Source organism: Pantoea sp. Cy-639, from assembly GCF_011752525.1.
Lineage (GTDB): Bacteria > Pseudomonadota > Gammaproteobacteria > Pseudomonadales > Pseudomonadaceae > Aquipseudomonas.
In genome coordinates, this window is record NZ_VWXI01000004.1 from 38,208 (window position 1) to 57,591 (window position 19,384).

Annotated in this window: 17 protein-coding genes; 11 read left to right on the top strand and 6 right to left on the bottom strand. The window is 64.0% G+C overall.

The window, feature by feature from the left end:
- Position 1: 1 nt before the first annotated feature.
- The 6 genes from F3J43_RS06415 (at position 2) to F3J43_RS06435 (ending at position 4,487) form a co-directional block, all read left to right on the top strand.
- Entirely contained in the window at positions 2-739 is a 738-nt protein-coding gene (locus F3J43_RS06415) for an adenosylcobinamide-GDP ribazoletransferase (RefSeq protein WP_166883978.1), read from the top strand.
- Between the two features lie 125 nt (positions 740-864).
- Positions 865-2,055 (top strand): glycoside hydrolase family 5 protein, encoded by a 1,191-nt coding sequence (locus tag F3J43_RS06420; protein ID WP_166883979.1) that lies wholly within the window; start codon positions 865-867, stop codon positions 2,053-2,055.
- A 42-nt stretch (positions 2,056-2,097) separates the two neighbouring features.
- Positions 2,098-2,502, top strand: a complete 405-nt coding sequence (locus F3J43_RS06425) for a MarR family winged helix-turn-helix transcriptional regulator (protein ID WP_166883980.1) — start codon at positions 2,098-2,100, stop codon at positions 2,500-2,502.
- A gap of 64 nt (positions 2,503-2,566) precedes the next feature.
- A complete protein-coding gene (locus tag F3J43_RS06430; protein ID WP_166883981.1) occupies positions 2,567-3,769 on the top strand; it encodes an MFS transporter in 1,203 nt (400 codons plus the stop codon).
- Positions 3,766-3,888, top strand: coding sequence for a hypothetical protein (locus F3J43_RS24000; protein ID WP_286184378.1), 123 nt, complete (start codon positions 3,766-3,768; stop codon positions 3,886-3,888). Before F3J43_RS06430 ends, F3J43_RS24000 begins: the two co-directional genes overlap by 4 nt.
- A gap of 44 nt (positions 3,889-3,932) precedes the next feature.
- Positions 3,933-4,487, top strand: coding sequence for a glutathione peroxidase (locus F3J43_RS06435; RefSeq protein ID WP_205297683.1), 555 nt, complete (start codon positions 3,933-3,935; stop codon positions 4,485-4,487).
- Between the two features lie 49 nt (positions 4,488-4,536).
- Here F3J43_RS06435 and F3J43_RS06440 read toward each other — a convergent pair whose 3' ends face one another.
- Positions 4,537-4,797 carry a DUF2798 domain-containing protein gene (locus tag F3J43_RS06440; RefSeq protein ID WP_166883982.1) on the bottom strand — a complete coding sequence of 87 codons (261 nt, stop codon included), beginning with the start codon at positions 4,795-4,797 and terminating at the stop codon, positions 4,537-4,539.
- A 116-nt stretch (positions 4,798-4,913) separates the two neighbouring features.
- Between F3J43_RS06440 and F3J43_RS06445 the strand changes: the two genes are divergently transcribed.
- Positions 4,914-5,843, top strand: coding sequence for a LysR family transcriptional regulator (locus tag F3J43_RS06445; RefSeq protein WP_166883983.1), 930 nt, complete (start codon positions 4,914-4,916; stop codon positions 5,841-5,843).
- A 43-nt stretch (positions 5,844-5,886) separates the two neighbouring features.
- On the opposite strand, the gene F3J43_RS06450 is transcribed toward F3J43_RS06445, so the two are convergent.
- The 3 genes from F3J43_RS06450 to F3J43_RS06460 all read right to left on the bottom strand — a co-directional run bounded on the left by F3J43_RS06450 (position 5,887) and on the right by F3J43_RS06460 (position 8,265).
- Positions 5,887-7,149 (bottom strand): OmpP1/FadL family transporter, encoded by a 1,263-nt coding sequence (locus tag F3J43_RS06450; RefSeq protein WP_166883984.1) that lies wholly within the window; start codon positions 7,147-7,149, stop codon positions 5,887-5,889.
- A 145-nt stretch (positions 7,150-7,294) separates the two neighbouring features.
- On the bottom strand, positions 7,295-7,777 hold the full coding sequence (locus tag F3J43_RS06455) for a hypothetical protein (RefSeq protein ID WP_166883985.1): 483 nt from the start codon (positions 7,775-7,777) through the stop codon (positions 7,295-7,297).
- A 263-nt stretch (positions 7,778-8,040) separates the two neighbouring features.
- Positions 8,041-8,265: a hypothetical protein gene (locus tag F3J43_RS06460; protein WP_166883986.1), complete on the bottom strand. Its 225-nt coding sequence runs from the start codon at positions 8,263-8,265 to the stop codon at positions 8,041-8,043.
- 941 nt (positions 8,266-9,206) lie between these two features.
- On the opposite strand from F3J43_RS06460, the gene F3J43_RS24005 reads away from it, so the two are divergent.
- Together F3J43_RS24005 and F3J43_RS06470 are read left to right on the top strand one after the other, a co-directional pair.
- Positions 9,207-9,629 (top strand): tetratricopeptide repeat protein, encoded by a 423-nt coding sequence (locus F3J43_RS24005; RefSeq protein ID WP_166883987.1) that lies wholly within the window; start codon positions 9,207-9,209, stop codon positions 9,627-9,629.
- An 86-nt stretch (positions 9,630-9,715) separates the two neighbouring features.
- Positions 9,716-11,188, top strand: a complete 1,473-nt coding sequence (locus tag F3J43_RS06470) for a DNA recombination protein RmuC (protein WP_166883988.1) — start codon at positions 9,716-9,718, stop codon at positions 11,186-11,188.
- On the opposite strand, the gene F3J43_RS06475 is transcribed toward F3J43_RS06470, so the two are convergent.
- Together F3J43_RS06475 and F3J43_RS06480 are read right to left on the bottom strand one after the other, a co-directional pair.
- Positions 11,160-14,636, bottom strand: coding sequence for a PAS domain-containing hybrid sensor histidine kinase/response regulator (locus tag F3J43_RS06475; protein ID WP_166883989.1), 3,477 nt, complete (start codon positions 14,634-14,636; stop codon positions 11,160-11,162). The two genes, F3J43_RS06470 and F3J43_RS06475, sit on opposite strands and share 29 nt — an antisense overlap.
- Positions 14,637-14,801: 165 nt before the next feature.
- The gene (locus F3J43_RS06480) at positions 14,802-15,992 is read right to left on the bottom strand and encodes an MFS transporter (RefSeq protein ID WP_166883990.1); all 1,191 of its coding nucleotides are present in this window, start codon (positions 15,990-15,992) and stop codon (positions 14,802-14,804) included.
- A 160-nt stretch (positions 15,993-16,152) separates the two neighbouring features.
- Here F3J43_RS06480 and F3J43_RS06485 point away from each other — a divergent pair, with 160 nt between their 5' ends.
- Positions 16,153-17,292: a TDT family transporter gene (locus F3J43_RS06485; RefSeq protein WP_166883991.1), complete on the top strand. Its 1,140-nt coding sequence runs from the start codon at positions 16,153-16,155 to the stop codon at positions 17,290-17,292.
- Between the two features lie 211 nt (positions 17,293-17,503).
- Positions 17,504-19,378 carry an MFS transporter gene (locus F3J43_RS06490; protein WP_166883992.1) on the top strand — a complete coding sequence of 625 codons (1,875 nt, stop codon included), beginning with the start codon at positions 17,504-17,506 and terminating at the stop codon, positions 19,376-19,378.
- Positions 19,379-19,384: the final 6 nt, after the last annotated feature.

The window sequence follows — 19,384 nt, forward strand, 5'->3', positions numbered from 1 at the left end:
GATGACGCCGTTCTGGATCGCCCTGCAGTTCCTCAGCAGCCTGCCGGTGCGTCTGCCGGGTATGCCGGAGCCCCGCGAGATGGGGCGTTCGCTGCTGTGGTACCCGGTGGTCGGGCTGCTGTTCGGCTTGTTGCTGTGGTTGGCCAGCGGGCTCTTGCAGGGTGTGGCGGTGCCCTTGCATGCGGCACTGCTGCTGGCGCTGTGGGTACTGCTCAGTGGCGGGCTGCACCTCGACGGTCTGGCCGACAGCGCCGATGCCTGGCTGGGTGGATTCGGCGATCGCGAGCGCACGCTGCAGATCATGAAGGACCCGCGTAGCGGGCCGATCGCCGTGGTGACCCTGGTGCTGGTGCTGCTGCTCAAGTTCTGTGCGCTGTGGGTACTGGTCGAGCAAGGGGCCGCAGGCCTGTTGCTGCTGGCCCCGGTGATAGGGCGGGCGGCGATGCTTGGATTGTTCCTGGGCACACCTTATGTGCGGGCCGGTGGCTTGGGGGCGGCGCTGGCCGAGCACGTGCCGCGACGGTCCGCTTGTTGGGTGTTGCTGGCCTGCACATTGGCCTGCCTGGCACTGGGTGGCCGCGCCGCGTTGTTGAGCCTGCTGTCTGCGGGGCTGGCGTTCGGCTGGCTGCGACACCTGATGTGCAAGCGTCTGGGGGGCACCACCGGCGATACGGCGGGCGCGTTGCTCGAGTTGCTGGAGCTGGTGGTGGTGGTGAGCCTGGCACTGGCCGTCTCGTAGGCGCCTGCTCGACGGTCAGGCTGGATCTACCATTCCCAGGAACGATCTGACATCTGATCCGGAAAGCGCTACCAGCTATCGCGCTTATGCTCGTGTCCTCCTTCCCTCCGCCAGGACGTCAAGCCATGCACTGCCGTATCCTTGCCTTCGTGTTGATCTTGGCCGCCATGCCAGCCAGCGCCGCCGACCTGATCAATTTCTGGAACACCCCCCGCCACGGCGGCAACAGTTTCAATCGCCTGCCGCCGGACCAGGCCTATTTCGATGCGCTCAAAGGCTATGGCGCCAGTTGGGTGCGCCTTTCCTATGACAAGTGGCGGCCGGCTGGCCGTGACTTCCTGCTCGGTAATGCCGATGACTATCAGGGCCTGTCTTCTGCCGACCTGAAGCAATTGATCGCGGTCCTCGATCGCGCTCACGCAGCCGGCCTCAAAGTGGTGATCACGCCGCTGTCGTTGCCTGGCATGCGCTGGGCGCAGAACAACCACGACCAGTTTGACGACCGCCTGTGGCAGGACAAGCGCTATTGGGCCCAGGCCGGGCGTTTCTGGCATGACCTGGCGCTGGCACTCAAGAACCATCCGGCCGTGGCCGCCTATAACCTGATCAACGAGCCAGCGCCGGAAAAGCAGGGTGGCCTGGCCGAACACGCCAGCCAGGCGGCGATGCGCCAGTGGTATGCCCGCCAGCAAGGCACTGCGCGGGACCTGCCGGCGCTGTACCGGCAGCTGCTGTCGGCGATCCGTGAAGTCGACGGCAAGACCCCGGTGATGGTCGATGCCGGCTGGTATGCCGCTGCCGATGCCTTCGGCTACTGGCCGCAGGCGCTGGACGATGCGCGGGTGCTGTACAGCGTGCACATGTATGAACCCTATGCCGCCACCAGCGCGCCCAATCTCTTGCGCAAGCGTCCCAACGACTACCCGGGCATGGTGCCTTTCGCAGGCTGGCGGCAGCAGTGGAATGGCGCGCGAGTCGCCGACTATCTGCGCTTGCCGGTGGATTGGGCCGACGCCCACTCAGTGCCAAGGTCGCGCCTGGTGGTCGGAGAGTTCGGCTGCATGCGCCGCCTGCCAGGTTGTCGGCAGTACCTGGAGGATGTCCTGAGCGTGCTGGATCGTCAGCATTTGCACTGGGCGTTCTACAGCTTTCGCGAAGACAGCTGGGACGGCATGGACTACGAGCTGGGCACCGCCAAGGTGCCATGGCGCTACTGGAAGGCCGTGGAGGAGGGCACTCGGGATCCTCTGGCACGTCAGCCCACGGTGCTGTTCGAGCCGATACTGCGCCGTTTGCGGGCCTCTGGACAGCCTTGAAACTTCTTGCAACATCCAAGGTGCGGGTATATACACGTAACCATGCTGACCAGTGAATGCATCTGTACCCACCTGCGTCGCGCTGCCCGTGGGGTGAGCCGGCATTACGACGAAGCCCTTGCTGGCTTCGACATCAATGTCGCCCAGTTTTCCCTGCTGCGTCACGTGCAGCGGCTCGATCGTCCGAGTATCACCAGCCTGGCCGAGGCCATGGGCCTGGAGCGCAGTACCTTGGGGCGCAACCTGCGAGTGCTCGAGGCCGAAGGGCTGGTGCAGTTGGCCGACGGTGACGACCAGCGCAACCGCCTGGTGCTGCTGAGCGAGGCGGGCAGGGCGCGGCTGGAGGCTGCTCACCCGGCCTGGGAGCGGGCCCAGGCCCAACTGGTGGCAAAGTTGGGAGAAGGCGCGCGCGACGAACTGGTGCGTCTGCTGGAGCGCCTGGCCTGATGAATCACGACTAAAAGCGGGTATATACCCGTATAGCCCTTGCGATGTGCTGGAGACAACGACAATGACTTCCGTATGGCGGACCAGTGGGTGGGTGTTACTGGGGGCGGCGCTGATCCTGGCGCTGTCGCTGGGTGTTCGGCATGGTTTCGGGCTGTTCCTGGCGCCGATGAGCGGCGAATTCGGCTGGGGGCGTGGGGTATTTGCCTTCGCCATCGCCCTGCAGAACCTGATCTGGGGGCTGACCCAGCCGTTCACCGGGGCCCTGGCCGATCGTCTCGGCGCGGCCAAGGTGGTGATCGTCGGAGGCATTCTCTACGCCGCCGGCCTGGTGTTGATGGCTCTGGCTGACTCGCCCTGGTCGTTGTCGCTGAGCGCTGGCCTGCTGATCGGTATCGGCCTGTCCGGCACTTCGTTCTCGGTGATCCTGGGCGTGGTCGGACGGGCGGTGGCGCCCGAGAAGCGCAGCATGGCCATGGGCATCGCCAGTGCCGCGGGCTCCTTCGGCCAGTTCGCCATGCTACCGGGCACCCAGGGCCTGATCCAGTGGTTGGGCTGGTCGTCCGCGCTGTTGGTGCTGGGGTTGCTGGTGGCCTTGATCGTGCCTTTCGTTGGCCTGTTGCGCGACCGTCCGCTGCCCAGCCATGGCGCCGAGCAGACCTTGGGCCAGGCGCTGCGCGAGGCCTGTTCGCACTCCGGTTTCTGGCTGCTGGCGCTGGGATTTTTCGTCTGTGGCTTCCAGGTGGTGTTCATCGGCGTGCACCTGCCGGCCTATCTGGTCGACCAGCACTTGCCGGCGACCACCGGCACCACGGTGCTGGCGCTGGTCGGGCTGTTCAATATCGTCGGCACCTACACCGCCGGCTGGCTCGGCGGGCGGATGTCCAAGCCGCGCCTGCTGACTGCGCTGTACCTGTTGCGGGCGGTGGTCATCGTGTTGTTCCTGTGGGCGCCGGTGACGCAATACAGCGCCTACCTGTTCGGTATCGCCATGGGCCTGTTGTGGCTTTCGACGGTACCGCTGACCAACGGCACCGTGGCCACGCTGTTCGGTGTGCGCAACCTGTCCATGCTGGGCGGTATCGTCTTCCTGTTCCACCAACTGGGCGCCTTCCTGGGGGGCTGGCTGGGGGGCGAGGTGTATGACCGCACCGGCAGCTATGACCTGGTCTGGCAGATCTCGATTCTGCTCAGTCTGCTGGCCGCAGTGCTCAATTGGCCGGTGCGCGAGCGTCCGGTCGCGCGCCTTGAGGCTGGAATGGCATGAGTAGGCTGATGGCGCGCCTGTTGCTGGTCGCCGCTGCATTACTGGTGTTGGCGGTGGTGTGGTGGGGCTGGCATGCGAGCGGGCTGGCGCTGATGCAGTTAGGCATGAGCCTGTGTTAGGCGTTACCCTGCAGGATTAAAGGACTGTCTGCAGGAGAACCCTCATGATGCATGCACGCTGGCTGACGATACCCGTGCTCATGTTTGCCGCCGCCACCACCAGTCTGGCGGCGGATTGCCCGGCGCTGCTGCAGGGGAGCTTGCCGGAACTGCGCGGCAAGGGGCAGATCGACCTGTGCGAGCGGTATGCCGGCAAGCCGCTGGTGGTGATCAATACCGCCAGCTATTGCGGATTCGCCCCGCAATTCGAAGGGCTCGAGGCAACTTACAAGGACTACCACGGCAAAGGGCTGGAGATGCTCGGGGTACCGTCCAATGACTTCAAGCAGGAAGACGCCGACAGCGAGAAGACCGCCAAGGTCTGCTATGCCAACTACGGCGTGACCTTCAGCATGGCCAAGGTCCAGCCGGTACGTGGCAAGGACGCTATCCCGCTGTTCGTCGAGCTGGCGCGCCAGAGCAGTGCGCCAAAGTGGAACTTCTACAAGTACGTGGTGGATCGCAAGGGCAAGGTGATCGGCAATTTCTCCAGCCTGACCAAGCCGGATGATCCCGAGTTCAGGGCGGCAATCGAGAAGGCAATTGCCTCGAAGCCTTGAGCGGCAGGGCGGTCTTGCATGCGGCGGTAGGCTGTCGAGCCGCCGCCGATCACCGTGGGTGCACGGTCAGCGCCACCAGGCGCACCACCACCGGCCGCACCATCAGTACGCAGACGAACGCCACTGGCATGGCCAGTTGATATGCCTTGAGCACATTGCCCAGATAATCGGCGTCGACCCCTGCATTGGCAGCGGTGATCACGAAGCACATCAGCAGTGCCATGATCGCCGACATGTAGAAGGCGAAGACGTAAGGTGTCGTGCCTGCATGCAACTTGCGCCGACGGCGGATCGAAGACAACTCGTTCATTGAGACTCCAGTGCAAATGAGTGGAAGCGCAGGTTAGCAATGGCTGAGTGCGCCCCTGTAGACCGGTCTTGTTGAGTTCTTTATAAAGAGAAACTTACGAATCCCAAGGGCGCGACATGGACCTGCTCAACGCCATCCGCAGTTTCATCAAGGTGGTCGAGGCCGGCAGTATCGCTGGTGGCGCCAGGGCGCTGGGCCTCAGCCCGGCGGCAGTCAGTCAGAACCTGGCACGCCTGGAAGCGCATCTGCAGGTGCGCCTGCTCACGCGTACCACCCGCAGCATGGCACTCACGCCTCCCGGGCAGCTGTATTACGAGCGTGTCCGCCATGTCGAACGCGATCTCGCGCAGGCCGAACAGGCGGTCGTCACGCCGGATAGCGAGCCTCAGGGGCGCCTGTGCATCGCCTCTACCTCGGCCTTTGGCCGCCATGTCCTGGCGCCGCTCATCCCTGCCTTCAGCGCCCGCTTTCCGCTGCTTTCGATAGAGTTGGCGATGGCTGATCGCAAGGTCAATCATGCCCGCGAGGATGTCGACGTGAGCCTGCGGATCGCTCCACAGCTCGAGGACAACCTGCTGGCCCGGCATATCGCCAGGATTCCCTTCGTCTGCTGTGCTTCGCCTGGGTATCTGGCTCGGGCTGGCTGGCCGGACAGCCCTGAGGCTTTGCGCGAACACAGTTGCCTGGTATTCCGCTATCCGGTGGACGGGCGCTTTCTGCCTTGGGGGTTCATGCGTGACGGGCTGCGCTTCGAGCCGCGTTTCGGCAAGGTGCTGGTCAGTGACGACATCGAGGCGCTGACCCAGATGGCCTTGCACGATGGCGGCATCACCCGTCTGGCGGAGTTCATTGTGCGCCCGCACCTGGATGCCGGCCGCCTGGTGCCGTTGTTCGAGTTCAAGCACAGTGGCCAGGCCTATGCCCAGGCCGAACCAATGGATATCTATCTGTGCTTGGCCGACCGCTACGCGATGACCACCAAGGTACGGGCTTTCATGGATTACCTGCAGCAATGCCTGGGCGAGCGCTGGCGAGTGCAGGCATGAAAAAACCGCCACGAGGGCGGTTCTTTCATGCTGCGACAGTGACTCAGAAGCGGTAGGTGAGCGAAGCACCGACGCCGTGAGCGCTGTTTTCGTACTTGGCCTGGTAAGTACCCTTGGTCGGGCTTGCCAGGTTGACCTTGGTGTCTTCCTCCCACAGGTAGGAGTAGGCCACGTCGATGGTCATGTCGTCGTTCGGGCTCCAGCCGGCGCCCAGGCTGAAGATCTTGCGATCGCCAGTCGGGATGCGCGGCGACCGGTCCTGGTTGTTGGTCGGCGACTGGTCCATCGAGAACCCGGTACGCAGGGTCCACTGCTTGTTGACCTTGTAGGACGCACCAACGGCGCCTGCCCAGGTGTCGTGCCAGTTCTGCTCCTCGGAGATGGTGCCGAACTGCGCGCGCAACGGTGCAGGTACATCGTTGTTGACGGTGATGTCCTTCAGGCGGCTCCAGCGGGTCCAGGTGGTACCTGCGTACAGGGTCCACTGGTCGTCAAGCTCGTGGGTGACCGAGAAGTCCACCGACTCGGGGGTCTTGATCTTCAGGTCGGCATCGAACTTGCTGCCGCTGTACGGGCCGATCAGCGCGCTGTTGACCTTGGTCTTGCCTTCGAGCTTGTAGTCCACCATCGAGTGGTAGGTCAGGCCGAGGCGAGTGTGGTCGGTGGCCTGTACCAGGATACCGATGTTGTAGCCTACCGCGGTGTCGTCGCCCTTGATCTTCACTTCGCCATCGTTACGACCGGGGGTGAAGCGGTTGATGATGTTCGAACCGAGCTCGCCCTTGATCTTGTTGATGGTCGGACCGAAGCCGATCGACACCTTGTCGTTGAACGCATAGCTGATGGTCGGCTGGAAGGTCACGACTTCGACGCGGCTTTTCTTGCCCCAGTAGCGGGCGGCGTTGCCGCTGTCATAGTCGGTGACCAGGCCGAATGGCACGTATACACCGAAACCGACGGCCCAGTGGTCGTCGATAGGCTTGACGTAGTAACCCATCGGTACGCCGACGGTCGGCACCATGTCACCGTGGGTTCTCCCCCCCAGATTGCTGCCAGGGCCCGAGATATCGGATTTGGCGAAAATGCCTGCGCCACCCACGGTCACTTCCTGACGTTTGAGGCGTGACATGCCTGCCGGGTTTCCATAAAGCGTGGTGGCATCATCGGCAGACGAAGAACGCCCCGCAAAACCTGTCCCCATGCCGCTGACACTTTGTTCGTTCAGCGCGAAACCGCTGGCGAGCAAGTGGCTGGAAGCGAGGGTAACGGCAATACCGAGGGAGGTTTTGAGCATAACTTTTTTCATTATTAGAAACTCCTTGGGATCTCCGGGGCGAAAAGCTACCAACAAATCTCGCTCCACGCTATAGGCTGCAACGCAGGAGATAGAGCTGTTTTGTAGGACAATCCGACCAAAATTCCTTTTTTTCCGGTTTTTATTAGACCAACTCTTAGGACGCCTGAGTCAGTATCGGTTCGATGCAGTGTTGCCAGGCGCGGGTGAAATCATGCAGGCGGCCTTGAGGATTGAAGGTCTGGCGCCATATTTTCGCCAACCCCAGCAGGTCATCGGCCGCGGGCAATGGCGTGGCCTGCTGCTCGATGAGCATCCAGGCGATGGCCGTTGCATAGCGCAGGTTGACTGTCAGTTCGAGGTGCGGGCCGCCAAGAAAGGCATGCTGGCTGGCCAGCCCGCGGACCAGGCTGGCCAGTTCCGGGTCGCGGGCGAGATAGTCGTCCCAGAGGCTGCGGTGACGCTGCTCGGCGATCCGGTACAGGCCGTGCCCGCGACGGTCGTGCAGGGCGCAGCCCAACGCCGACTGGCTGGCGGCAACCCCCAGTAGCAAAGCCTCGGCGCTGGCGCTGTGGCGGTTCAGGTAGATCAGGGTCGGCCTGATCACATAGCGACTCAACTCGTTCGCAGCGATGCCCATGATGCCCCTCGCACTGGGTGTCCTTGCGGTGAACAGGGCCGACGGGCGCTGGTGCTTGGCAGCTGGTGAATGGGTCAGGCCCGTCGGAAGCGGCCCGGGCCGCTCGAGTTGAAGTGTAGTGTGATAACCATGATGTAAAGGGCTGTTTTTAAATCAATTGCTGCCTGAGGGCGCGGGCTATATGCCCGCTGGCGATTAAGCCGGTTGCCTTCAGGCTGCTTTGTCCGGGCGAGTATTCATGGTGTGAATCTGCCGTTATTCGTTCATGCGGTCAGCGACTGGCGAGTGCGGTCGATCACCGCCTGCAGGGGTTCTGCCCGGGTGTACTGGTCTGGATAGAGTCGCTCGGTGTGACAGGCAACGCCATGTTCGTCGACCAGGGTGAAACTGAAGCTGCCCTTGCGTGGGGCAACGATAAGGCACTTCAGTGGTGCGAAGGCCTGGGAGAGGGTGCCGAAGGCAGCCTGGATCTGTTGTTGTTTGCTCATCTTGTTGGATGTTCCTGCGTAAGACACGGGTTTCGATCCGTGCACAATAGAAACGTTCCAGTGACGTCTTTATTAAGGAGACGCAGAACCTGACTGGAACAGGGCAGCCAGAGGGGCGCATGCAATGGTTGGCGCTGGGCTGACTGGTAGGTACGGCAGAAGGCAGGCAGCACTCCGGGGCCAGGGTTCTGGGCACCGGGGAAGATCCTGATCAATCTGATACGTGATTCGTGCTTGAGCAGCCTGGGCTGCCGAGTGAACCATCGAATGGGCCGGTCCCGATGGGGCAGCGCTGGCTCATGATGAGTGGGCTGCGGGGACTGAGTGGCCAGAATTGACTTTCAGCTGGGTACTAACGGGGCGCAAACCTACAGGAATAATTTCGGTTTGGCAAGTGTTTGGTTTTTCTTTCGCGAAGCCGACCAGTATGTCGTCTCTTGTGGCGATTGTGAAGAGGGGCATTTGCCCACTATTCGCCCGGATGTGCTGTTTTCGTGCGGCATATGCCGTTTGATGGTGCACTTGTACACATTCGTTCGGGTATTTGTCGCTGACTTGCAACGCGTTGTGGATCGCTCGCCAATGCCTTGACTGAGGGTGTAAGTCAATGAAAAAAAACACTAATTTCTACTGGTGAAAAAATCGTCAGTTTGACTGCAGGCCCCATTTCACAGGGGTTTGCGGGCGGTGCGAGGGGGTTGTCCACCGAGTTATCCACAGGATCTGTGGATTGTCCGGGGCGCTTGCTCTAGCACGGGCGTGCCAGCAGTTTCATGAAGTGTCCGACAATCGGCTGGCATGGGCCAGGCACTGCACTCGGGGCGTAAAACCGTCAAGAAAAAAACCTTAAATTTTTTTGCACTAGGCCAAAAGTCGGTCGGGCCATGGCATCGAAAAAGGAGTACAGTGGCGCGCCTCTCGAGTCACCAATGCTGTCGGTCATGAAGCTTCGCGGTAAACACCTCGCCAGTCCTGCTGCATCCCCAACGCTACCTCCCCCCAAGCGCTTTTCCCTCAAGGTAGCCCTGTGGCTGCTCGACAGCCCGCGCCTGGGCGACAAGCCCAGCGTCAAGCACCTGGCCGGGCGCATGCTCAAGCAACCCGCGCGCCAAGGCGTGGTTGTGGCCCAGAGCCGGTTGGGGCAGATGCTTTGCCGCGACTGTGGCAATGCCCGTGACCGGCGCATCGGTCACGACCTGCTGCGCCAGGCGGCCCGTGCCGGTGATCGGTGTGCGCAACTGGAGTATGCCCGCCTGTGCCAGGCCCAGGAGCCGGAACAGGCCCGTTACTGGTTGGAACTGGCGGCGGGGCAGGGCTCGCAGGAAGCCCGGCGGCTGCTCAAGCAACTGTCTCTTTCGGCGTAAGCTCCCGGCATACCGAGTCCACAGGGCCAGCACGTCGCCGAGCTGATAAGCTGCGCAGCATTCGTCAATGTTCGATCGGGGTAAGCATGACAGTGGATCTGACCAGCATTCTGCTGGGCTTGGTAGCAGGTGCCGTGCCTTGTCTGGGTTGGGTCATGCAGGTCCAGCGCAGTCAGGGCGCACGCAAGGCCGAGCAGGCACTGCTCGAGGAGCGTCTGAACGCCGCCTTGCTGGCCCAGGACGGCTTGCAGGCGCAGCTGGATGCCGGGCGTGACGAAATCAGCGATCTCAGCGAGGCCAACACCGTCAAGCAGACCCAACTGGCGGCCCAGGGGCGTGAGCTGGAACTGTTGCAGATCGACCGCGACAACGCCCGCGACGCGGCCCATGCCTGGAGCCTCGAACGTGCCAGTCGCGAAGCCGAACAGCGCCGCCTCGAGGCCCAGGCCGCTCGCCTGGAGGCCGAGCTGCGTGAACAGCAGGAAAGCCACCAGCAGCGCCTGGAAGACCTGCAGGAAGCCCGCGACACCTTGCGTGCGCAGTTCGCCGAAATGGCCACGAAGATCTTCGACGAGCGCGAGCAGCGCTTCGCCCAGACCAGCCAGCAGCACCTCGGCCAGTTGCTCGACCCGCTCAAGGAGCGTATCCAGGCGTTCGAGAAGCGTGTCGAGGAAAGCTACCAGCAGGAGGCACGCGAGCGATTTTCCCTGGGCAAGGAACTGGAGCGCCTGCAGCAGCTCAACCTGCGCCTGTCCGACGAGGCGACCAACCTCACCCAGGCGCTCAAGGGTCAGAAGACCCAAGGCAACTGGGGCGAGCTGATCCTCGAGCGGGTGCTCGAGCACGCCGGACTGGAGAAGGGGCGCGAGTACCAGACCCAGGTCAGCCTCAAGAGCGCCGACGGCGAGCGTTTCCAGCCTGACGTGCTGATCATGCTGCCCGGTGACAAGCAGGTGGTGGTCGACGCCAAGGTCAGCCTCACGGCCTATCAGCAGTTCGTCGGCAGCAACGACGAAACTGCGCTCAAGCAGCACGTGCAATCGTTGCGCAACCATGTCAAAGGCCTGTCGAGCAAGGACTACAACCGGCTGGACGGGCTTCACAGCCTCGATTTCGTGCTGTTGTTCGTGCCCATCGAGGCGGCGTTCTCGGCGGCCCTGCAGGCCGAGCCGAACCTGTTCCAGGAGGCCTTCGACCGACAGATCGTGATCGTCAGCCCGACCACCCTGCTGGCCACCCTGAGGGTCATCGACAGCCTGTGGAAACAGGAGCGCCAGAGCCAGAATGCCCGCGAGATCGCCGAGCGGGCCGGCTGGCTGTACGACAAGTTCGTGCTGTTCATCCAGGACCTGGACGAGCTGGGCGCCCGCCTGCAGCAGGTGGACAAGGCCTATGCCGCCGCACGCAACAAGCTCTGCGAAGGACGCGGCAACCTGGTCAGTCGCAGCGAGCAACTCAAGCTGCTCGGCGCCCGGGCCAGCAAGAGCCTGCCGGGCGAGCTGCTCGAACGCGCTCTGGCGGACGAGGCGGTTACTGCACCAGGCTCAGATGCCGATTGAGCAGGGCGCGCAGGGCTGCCGGCTTGACCGGCTTGGCCAGGTAGTCCAGGCCGGCGGCGTGGACCATGGCGATGGTTTCGTTGCGCCCGTCGGCGCTGATCACCACGCCCGGCACCGGCTCGCCCAGGCGCGCGCGTAGCCAGCCCATCAAGCCGGTGCCGGTCTCGCCATCGTCCAGGTGGTAGTCCACCAGCGCCAGGTGCGGGCGCAGCCCCTTGTCCAGCAGCGTCTCGCATTCGGCTTGGTTGCGCGCGGTCCACACCTGGCAGCCCCAGCGGCTGAGCAGGCTGTTCATGCCGATAAGGATGCTGTCCTCGTTGTCGATGCACAGCACCTGCAGCCCGGCCAAAGGCTGCCCGGCCTGTTCCACCGGTGCCGGTGCCGCCGGTGCCGGGCTGTGGGCAATGGGCACGCTGACGCGGAACACGCTGCCCTTGCCTGGCCATGAGCGCACCTCCAGTGGATGCCCGAGCACCCGGCACAGGCCGTCGGCGATCGCCAGGCCCAGGCCCAGGCCTTTCTCGGCGCGGGTCTGGTGGCTGTCCAGGCGCTTGAACTCCTGGAAGATCACCTGCAGCTTGTCGTCGGCAATCCCCGGGCCGCGGTCCCACACTTCCAGCCACAGGCGTTCGCCCTGGCGGCGTACGCCGAGCAGCAGCGGGCTCTTGCCGTAGCGCAGGGCATTGGTGAGGAAGTTCTGCAGCACCCGGCGCAGCAGCTTCATGTCGCTGTCGACGCGCAGGCGGCTGCCGCGCAGGCGGAACTCCAGGCCCTTCTCGGCAGCCAGCACCTTGAACTCGGCGCCGAGGGTGTCGAACAGTTCGTTGAGGGCGAACGGCTTGATATCGGGGGTGACCCTGCCGTTCTCCAGGCGCGAGATGTCCAGCAGGTCGCTGATCAGTTCTTCGGCCGAGCGCAGCGAGCTGTCCATGTGCTGGACCAGTTGGCGGGCCTCGTCGTTCATGCCTTCAGCCTGCTGCGACAGGGCGGCGGAGAACAGCCGCGCGGCGTTCAGTGGCTGCATCAGGTCATGGCTGACGGCGGCGAGGAAGCGAGTCTTGGACTTGCTCACCGCTTCGGCGCGGCTCTTGGCCTCGGTCAGCGCCTGGTTGAGCTGCGACAGCTCGTGGGTACGCTCGGCTACCCGCTGCTCCAGCCCTTCGTTGGCGTCGCGCAGGGCTTGTTCGGCCTCGCGGAACGGGGTGATGTCGGTGAAGCTCATGACGAAACCGCCACCGGGCATCGGGTTGCCGATCAGTTCGATCACCCGGCCATTGGGGAACAACCGTTCGGAGGAGTGGGCCCGGCCTTGGCGCATCCAGTGCAGGCGCCGTGCCACATGCACCTGGGCCTCGCCCGGGCCGCACAGGCCGCGCTCGGCGTTGTAGCGGATGATGTCGGCGATCGGCCGGCCGACGCTGATCAGCCCGTCGGGGTAGTTGAACAGCTCCAGGTAGCGGCGGTTCCAGGCCACCAGGTGCAGGTTCTGGTCGACCACGCTGATGCCCTGGTTGATGTTCTCGATGGCGCCTTGCAGCAAGGCGCGGTTGAACTGCAGCACCTCGCTGGCCTCGTCGGCGATGCGCACCACGTCCTCGAGCTGCATCTCGCGGCCTTCGATGGCGGCCTTGACCACGGCACGGGTCGAGGAGGTGCCTAGTACGCCGGCCAGCAGGCGCTCGGTGTGTTCGATCCAGTCGCCGTCGGCGTTCTGGTTGGGGTTGAAGCCCTTGCCCTGGCGGTAGGCGAAGCGGATGAAACTCTGCCGCGCACGCTCCTCGCCGACGAATCGCGCGGCGAGCTTGAGCAGGTCGTCGATCTGCACCGCCAGCAACGGCTTGCTGGAGGGGCGGGCGCTGGTCTGCTGGCCGATGAAGCGACCGGCCTGCCAGTGTTCGGAAACCCGTGTCCGCGAGAGGATCGAGACCCAGGCGAACAGGGTGAAGTTGCCCGCCAGCGACAGCACCACCCCCTGGGTGAGCGGGGTGATCGGCAGGTTCAGCGGGTTGCCGTGCAGCCAGGCCAGGCCGGGGAACAATGACAGCGACCAGCCCAGGCTGTGGGCGGTGATCGGCAGCACCAGGGTGTAGAACCACAGGAAGATCCCGGCGGCGAGGCCGGCGAACACGCCGCGGCGGTTGGCCTGCTTCCAGTACAGCGCGCCGAGCATTGCCGGGGTCAGCTGGGTGACCGCGGCAAAGGCGATCTGGCCGATGGTCGCCAGGCTGGCGGTGGATCCGAGCAGGCGGTAACTGACATAGGCCAGCAGGAGGATGACCACGATGGTCACCCGGCGTACCGACAGCATCCAGTGGCGGAACGCCTCGAACGGCCGCTCGGCGTTGTTGCGCCGCAGCAGCCAGGGCAGCAGCATGTCGTTGGAGACCATGGTCGACAGCGCCACGGCCTCGACGATGACCATGCCGGTGGCCGCCGAGGCGCCGCCGATGAAGGCCAGCAGGGCCAGGCTCGGGTGCGCCTCGGCCAGCGGCAGGCTGATGACGAAGGAGTCGGAAATCACCGTGCCTGGCAGCAGCATCTGCCCGGCCAGGGCGATCGGCACCACGAACAGCGCGGCCAGCGCCAGGTACAGTGGGAACACCCAGCGCGCCAGGCGCATGTCCTGGGGCTCGATGTTCTCCACCACGGTGACGTGGAACTGCCGTGGCAGGCAGATGATCGCCATCATCGCCACGGCGGTCTGCACCACCATCGACGGCCAGTTGACGGTCTCCTGCCAGTAGCTGTCCAGTTGCACCGACTGGCGAGCCTGGGTGAACAGGTCGTCGAAGCCGTCATACAGGTTGAATACCACGAAGGCGCCGACGGCGAGGAACGCCAGCAGCTTGACCAGCGACTCGAAGGCAATCGCCAGGACCATGCCGCGGTGGTGCTCGGTGACGTCCAGGCTGCGAGTGCCGAAGACGATGGCGAACAGTGCCAGCACCAGCGAGATCACCAGCGCGGTGTCCTGTACCCGGCTGCCGGTGGCGTCGGCGCTGGCGCCGATCAGCAGGTTGACGCCGAGCACGATGCCCTTGAGCTGCAGGGCGATGTAAGGCAGCACGCCGACCAGGCAGATCAGCGCCACCACCACGGCGAGGGACTGCGACTTGCCGTAGCGGGCGGCGATGAAGTCGGCGATGGAGGTGATGTTCTGCTGCTTGCTGATCAGCACCATCTTCTGCACCACCCAGGGCGCGAAGATCAGCAGCAGCATCGGCCCGAGGTAGATGGGCAGGAACGCCCACAATTGTTCGGCGGCCTGGCCGACCGCGCCGAAGAAGGTCCAGCTGGTGCAGTACACTGCCAGCGACAGGCTGTACACCCATGCACGCAGACGCGGCGGCAACGGCGTGCTGCGGCGGTCGCCGTAGAAGGCGATGGCGAACATGATGGCCATATAGGCCAGGGCGACCACGGCGATCAGCCCGCTGGACAACGACATGCAAACTCCGGAGCAAGAAAAGTAACGCGGTCACGATCAGTCAGTCTGGCACGCGAGGCCCGCTTCGTCAGCGCCGACCATGGTCGCAGTGGCAGGACGTCGCAGGGGCCGCGCGCCTTGGCGCGAGCATGGCGTTGGCGTGGGGGCGGGCTGGACCGGTACTGCCTATGACTGCCGCGCCCCGCGGGTACCCAACCCATAGAACACTGCCGCCAGTATCACCGACCCGATCAACAGATAGAACACCGCCACCGGCACAATGTGCTCCAGCGCCAGGCCCACCAGGATCGGCCCCAGCCCCGCGCCGAGGTTGGAAAGGTTCTGCGCCCCGTAATAGACCCCGCGCAGATGCTCCGGCGCAATCAGGTCGATGAACATGAATTCTGCTGGAATCACGATGATCTCACCCAGGGTGAACACCAGCATGGCCAGGCACCAGGCCGGTGCCGACGCGGCCATCGAGAACCCCAGCAGTCCGGCGATGAACAGGAGCATGCCGGCCATCAGCCAGGGCATCAGCTGCTGGCGGTCGATACGCCGGCCGATCAGGTACTGCAGGCCGATCACCGTCAGGGCGTTGCTGGTCACCAGGTAGCTGGCCAGGCGCGCTACCTCGGCGGGATCCTGCAGGGTCACCACCAGGTATTGCGACAGGTACGCGGTGAATTGCCCGAACACCACGGCGCTGAGTGCCCCGCCCAGGGTGAAGCAGACCAGCCGCCGGTCGCGCAACAGGCTCAGGACGACCTGGGCGAAGCCCACCGCCGGCCCGCCTTCGCGCTGACTCCTCAGGTCGCGTTCGCCCAGGCGGTAGTAGACCAGGCCGAGGCCGAGGCCGATCAGCGCCGAGACCAGGAACGGCAGGTGGTCGTCGGTTTCGATCAGCAGCACGCCGAGCATCGGTCCGACGGCCCAGGCAATGTTGTTGAAGGTGTACTTGATGGCGAACACTTCGCCGCGCCGGTCTTCGGGCAGCAAGGCGCAGAACCCAGCCTTGGCGGCGATGTCGACCACGGTCTGGGCCAGGTAGGCCAGCACCAGGAACGCGAAGAACGGCACGGCCGAGGTACTGGCGACGATGCCGACGAAGGCCAGGGCGAATATCACCGAGCTGGCGACGATCAGCGTATGGCTGCGCAAGGTGTCGACCAGGTGCCCGCCATAGAGGCTGAGCAGCGAAGCCAGGAACATGGCGCCACCGACCAGCAGGCCGGTTTCGCCGATCGACAGGGCCATGTGCGTGGACAGGTACACCACCAGGTAGGGCAGGGTGATCGCCCGGGCCGTGGTCAGGGTGAAGGTGGTGAACAACAGCAGGCGTACCGCGGCGGGGTAGCCTTTCAGGGCGCGGAGCATCGACGGTTCCTTGTCGTTGTTTGCGCTGAAGCATATGCCAGGCGCTGGGCTTGGCGCTATATCTTTAAAATCGATAACAGATAGAGAAATTACCCGTTATATAGATATTCTTTGCGGACATAAGATATCTCTACCTTACACAAGGCCAGGAGACTTCCTCATGCCATGCACCCAGACCCGTACGCCATCCTGGCGTCCGCTCAGCCAGTTGGCCCATCCCCGTGAAGTGATTCGCCAGTTCACCCCCAACTGGTTCGCCGCGACCATGGGCACCGGGGTGCTGGCCCTGGCCTTTCATCAGGTCCAGGTGCCTGGGCTGGATGTCGTGGCCGAAGGCCTGTGGTGGCTGACGATTGGCCTGTTCACCCTGTTCAGCGTCCTTTATGGCGCGCGTTGGCTGATGTTCTTCGACGAAGCACGGCGGATCTTCGCCCATTCCACGGTTTCGATGTTCTTCGGCACCATCCCCATGGGCCTGGCTACCATCCTCAACGGCGCCCTGGTGTTCGGCCTGGCGCGCTGGGGCGAAGCGGTGGTGCCCTGGGTCGAGACACTTTGGTGGCTGGACGTGGGCCTGGCGTTGCTGTGTGGCGTGGCTATCCCGTACCTGATGTTCACTCGCCAGGAGCACAGCATCGACCAGATGACCGCTGTCTGGCTGCTGCCGGTGGTGGCGGCCGAAGTCGCCGCCGCCAGTGGCGGCCTGCTGGCGCCGCACTTGGTGGACGCGCACCGGCAGTTCCAGGTGCTGGTCACCAGCTACGTGATGTGGGCGGTGTCGCTGCCGGTGGCGTTCAGCATCCTCACCATCCTCATGCTGCGCATGGCCTTGCACAAGTTGCCTCCGGCCAATATGGCGGCCTCCAGCTGGCTGGCGCTGGGGCCGATCGGTACCGGGGCGCTGGGCATGCTGGTGCTGGGTGGCGATGCACCGGCAGTGTTCGCCGCCAATGGCTTGGGCGGGCTGGGCGAGGTAGCCAAGGGGCTGGGGCTGGTGGCCGGGATTGTGCTGTGGGGGGCGGGGTTGTGGTGGTTGCTGACAGCCGTACTGATCACCCTGCGCTACATGCGCCAGGGCATGCCGTTCAACCTGGGCTGGTGGGGCTTCACGTTCCCGCTGGGAGTGTACTGCCTGGCGACCCTGAAGCTGGCATCCTGGCTGGAACTCGGTTTCTTCAGTGTGTTCGGCCAGGTGCTGGTGGTGGCGTTGGCGCTGCTCTGGGCACTGGTGGCCAGCCGTACCCTGCGCGGCGCCTGGCGCGGCGAGCTGTTCGTCTCGCCTTGCATTGCCCAGCGCTGATGATTGCCTGACATCTCTGGGGCATGGGATCGTGGGAGCGGGGCTTGTGAGGGCAAGCCCACTCCCTCGTAGGTCATTTCCCGTAAGGCTTGCTTCCGCGGTCTGCTCCCGCGTCCTATAAAGGTTGTGCCCGCGAGCATTCCCGTGCAGATTTGTGGCCTTGCGCGCTGTACGTGCCTCCAATGACAAAGCCCAATCAGGTACAAGGACGATGAGTCACCCCTCGCAATTCACCCTGCTCGGCAAGCGGCGCTTCTTGCCGTTCTTCATCACCCAGTCGCTGGGCGCCTTCAACGACAACCTGTTCAAGCAGTCGTTGATCCTGGCGATCCTCTACAAGTTGAGCCTGGAGGGCGACCGCTCGATCTGGGTCAATCTTTGCGCCTTGCTGTTCATCCTGCCGTTCTTCCTGTTCTCGGCGCTGGCCGGGCAGTTCGGCGAGAAGTTCGCCAAGGATCGATTGATCCGCGTCATCAAGCTGGCCGAGATTGCCATCATGGCCATCGGCGCCACTGGTTTCGTTACCCACCACCTCGAACTGATGCTGCTGGCGCTGTTCGCCATGGGTACTCACTCGGCGCTGTTCGGTCCGGTGAAGTACTCGATCCTGCCCCAGGCCCTGCGCGAGGAAGAGTTGGTCGGCGGCAACGGCTTGGTGGAAATGGGCACCTTCCTGGCGATTCTCGCCGGCACCATCGGCGCCGGGGTGCTGATGTCGTCGTCCAGCTATGCCACGCTGGCCGCGGCTGGGGTGGTCGGCACCGCGCTGCTCGGCTATTTCGCCAGCCGTTGGATCCCGCGGGCCGCCGCGGCCGCGCCGGACATGAAGCTGGACTGGAACATCTTCAAGCAATCCTGGGCGACCTTGCGCCTGGGGCTGGGGCAGACGCCCGCGGTGTCGCGCTCGATCGTCGGCAACTCGTGGTTCTGGTTCGTCGGCGCCATCTACCTCACGCAGATCCCGGCCTACGCCAAGGACTGGCTGCACGGCGACGAAACCGTGGTGACCCTGGTGCTGACCCTGTTCTCGGTTGGTATCGCCGTGGGTTCGCTGCTCTGCGAGCGTCTCAGTGGGCGCAAGGTGGAGATCGGCCTGGTGCCGTTCGGCTCGTTCGGCCTGACCCTGTTCGGCCTGCTCTGGTGGTGGCATTCGGGTGACGTACCGGCTGGCGTAGCCCCGCATGACTGGCTGGCCCTGCTGGGCATGAGCCAGGCCTGGTGGATCATGGCCTCGATCATCGGCCTCGGGGTGTTCGGCGGCTTCTACATCGTGCCGCTGTATGCCCTGATCCAGGCACGCACCGCCGAGGGCGAGCGGGCTCGGGTGATCGCTGCCAACAACATCCTCAATGCGCTGTTCATGGTGGTGTCGGCGCTGATCACCATCGTCCTGCTGAGCGTGGTCAAGCTGAGCATCCCAGAGCTGTTCCTGGTGGTGTCGTTGCTCAATATCGCGGTCAACGCCTACATCTTCCGGATCGTTCCGGAGTTCACCATGCGCTTCCTGATCTGGCTGCTCAGCCACTCGATGTATCGGGTCGAGCACCGCGAGCTGCAGCGTATCCCTGACGAAGGCGCGGCGCTGCTGGTGTGCAACCATGTGTCGTTCGTCGATGCGCTGCTGCTCGGTGGCGCCATCCGCCGGCCGATCCGCTTCGTCATGTATTACAAGATCTACAACCTGCCGGTACTCAACTTCGTGTTCCGCACCGCCGGGGCCATTCCCATCGCTGGGCGTGGCGAGGACGAGGCCACCTACGAGCGAGCCTTCGCGCGCATTGCCCAGTACCTGGCCGATGGCGAGCTGGTGTGCATCTTCCCCGAGGGCAAGCTGAGTTCGGATGGCGAGATCGATGTGTTCAAGGGGGGCGTCAGCCGCATCCTGGAGGAAACGCCGGTGCCGGTGATTCCGCTGGCGTTGCAGGGGTTGTGGGGCAGCTTCTTCAGTCGCGATCCGAACAAGGGCTTTTTCAAGCGCCTGTGGTCGCGGGTGACCATCGTGGCTGGCACCGCCATCCCGGCGGAGGCGGCGCAGCCTGAAGCGCTGCGCGAACAGGTAAGCCTGCTGCGCGGCGCGATGCGTTGAGACGGT

Excerpts from the sequence above, each read along its gene's own strand:
- F3J43_RS06480 (WP_166883990.1), bottom strand. The coding sequence starts at position 15,992 with ATGCTCCGCGCCCTGAAAGGCTACCCCGCCGCGGTACGCCTGCTGTTG.
- F3J43_RS06450 (WP_166883984.1), bottom strand. The coding sequence starts at position 7,149 with ATGAAAAAAGTTATGCTCAAAACCTCCCTCGGTATTGCCGTTACCCTC.
- F3J43_RS06490 (WP_166883992.1), top strand. The coding sequence starts at position 17,504 with ATGAGTCACCCCTCGCAATTCACCCTGCTCGGCAAGCGGCGCTTCTTG.
- F3J43_RS24005 (WP_166883987.1), top strand. The coding sequence starts at position 9,207 with ATGAAGCTTCGCGGTAAACACCTCGCCAGTCCTGCTGCATCCCCAACG.
- F3J43_RS06445 (WP_166883983.1), top strand. The coding sequence starts at position 4,914 with ATGGACCTGCTCAACGCCATCCGCAGTTTCATCAAGGTGGTCGAGGCC.
- F3J43_RS06460 (WP_166883986.1), bottom strand. The coding sequence starts at position 8,265 with ATGAGCAAACAACAACAGATCCAGGCTGCCTTCGGCACCCTCTCCCAG.
- F3J43_RS06455 (WP_166883985.1), bottom strand. The coding sequence starts at position 7,777 with ATGGGCATCGCTGCGAACGAGTTGAGTCGCTATGTGATCAGGCCGACC.
- F3J43_RS06425 (WP_166883980.1), top strand. The coding sequence starts at position 2,098 with ATGCTGACCAGTGAATGCATCTGTACCCACCTGCGTCGCGCTGCCCGT.
- F3J43_RS06430 (WP_166883981.1), top strand. The coding sequence starts at position 2,567 with ATGACTTCCGTATGGCGGACCAGTGGGTGGGTGTTACTGGGGGCGGCG.
- F3J43_RS06435 (WP_205297683.1), top strand. The coding sequence starts at position 3,933 with ATGATGCATGCACGCTGGCTGACGATACCCGTGCTCATGTTTGCCGCC.
- F3J43_RS24000 (WP_286184378.1), top strand. The coding sequence starts at position 3,766 with ATGAGTAGGCTGATGGCGCGCCTGTTGCTGGTCGCCGCTGCATTACTG.
- F3J43_RS06485 (WP_166883991.1), top strand. The coding sequence starts at position 16,153 with ATGCCATGCACCCAGACCCGTACGCCATCCTGGCGTCCGCTCAGCCAG.
- F3J43_RS06440 (WP_166883982.1), bottom strand. The coding sequence starts at position 4,797 with ATGAACGAGTTGTCTTCGATCCGCCGTCGGCGCAAGTTGCATGCAGGC.
- F3J43_RS06475 (WP_166883989.1), bottom strand. The coding sequence starts at position 14,636 with ATGTCGTTGTCCAGCGGGCTGATCGCCGTGGTCGCCCTGGCCTATATG.
- F3J43_RS06470 (WP_166883988.1), top strand. The coding sequence starts at position 9,716 with ATGACAGTGGATCTGACCAGCATTCTGCTGGGCTTGGTAGCAGGTGCC.
- F3J43_RS06420 (WP_166883979.1), top strand. The coding sequence starts at position 865 with ATGCACTGCCGTATCCTTGCCTTCGTGTTGATCTTGGCCGCCATGCCA.
- F3J43_RS06415 (WP_166883978.1), top strand. The coding sequence starts at position 2 with ATGACGCCGTTCTGGATCGCCCTGCAGTTCCTCAGCAGCCTGCCGGTG.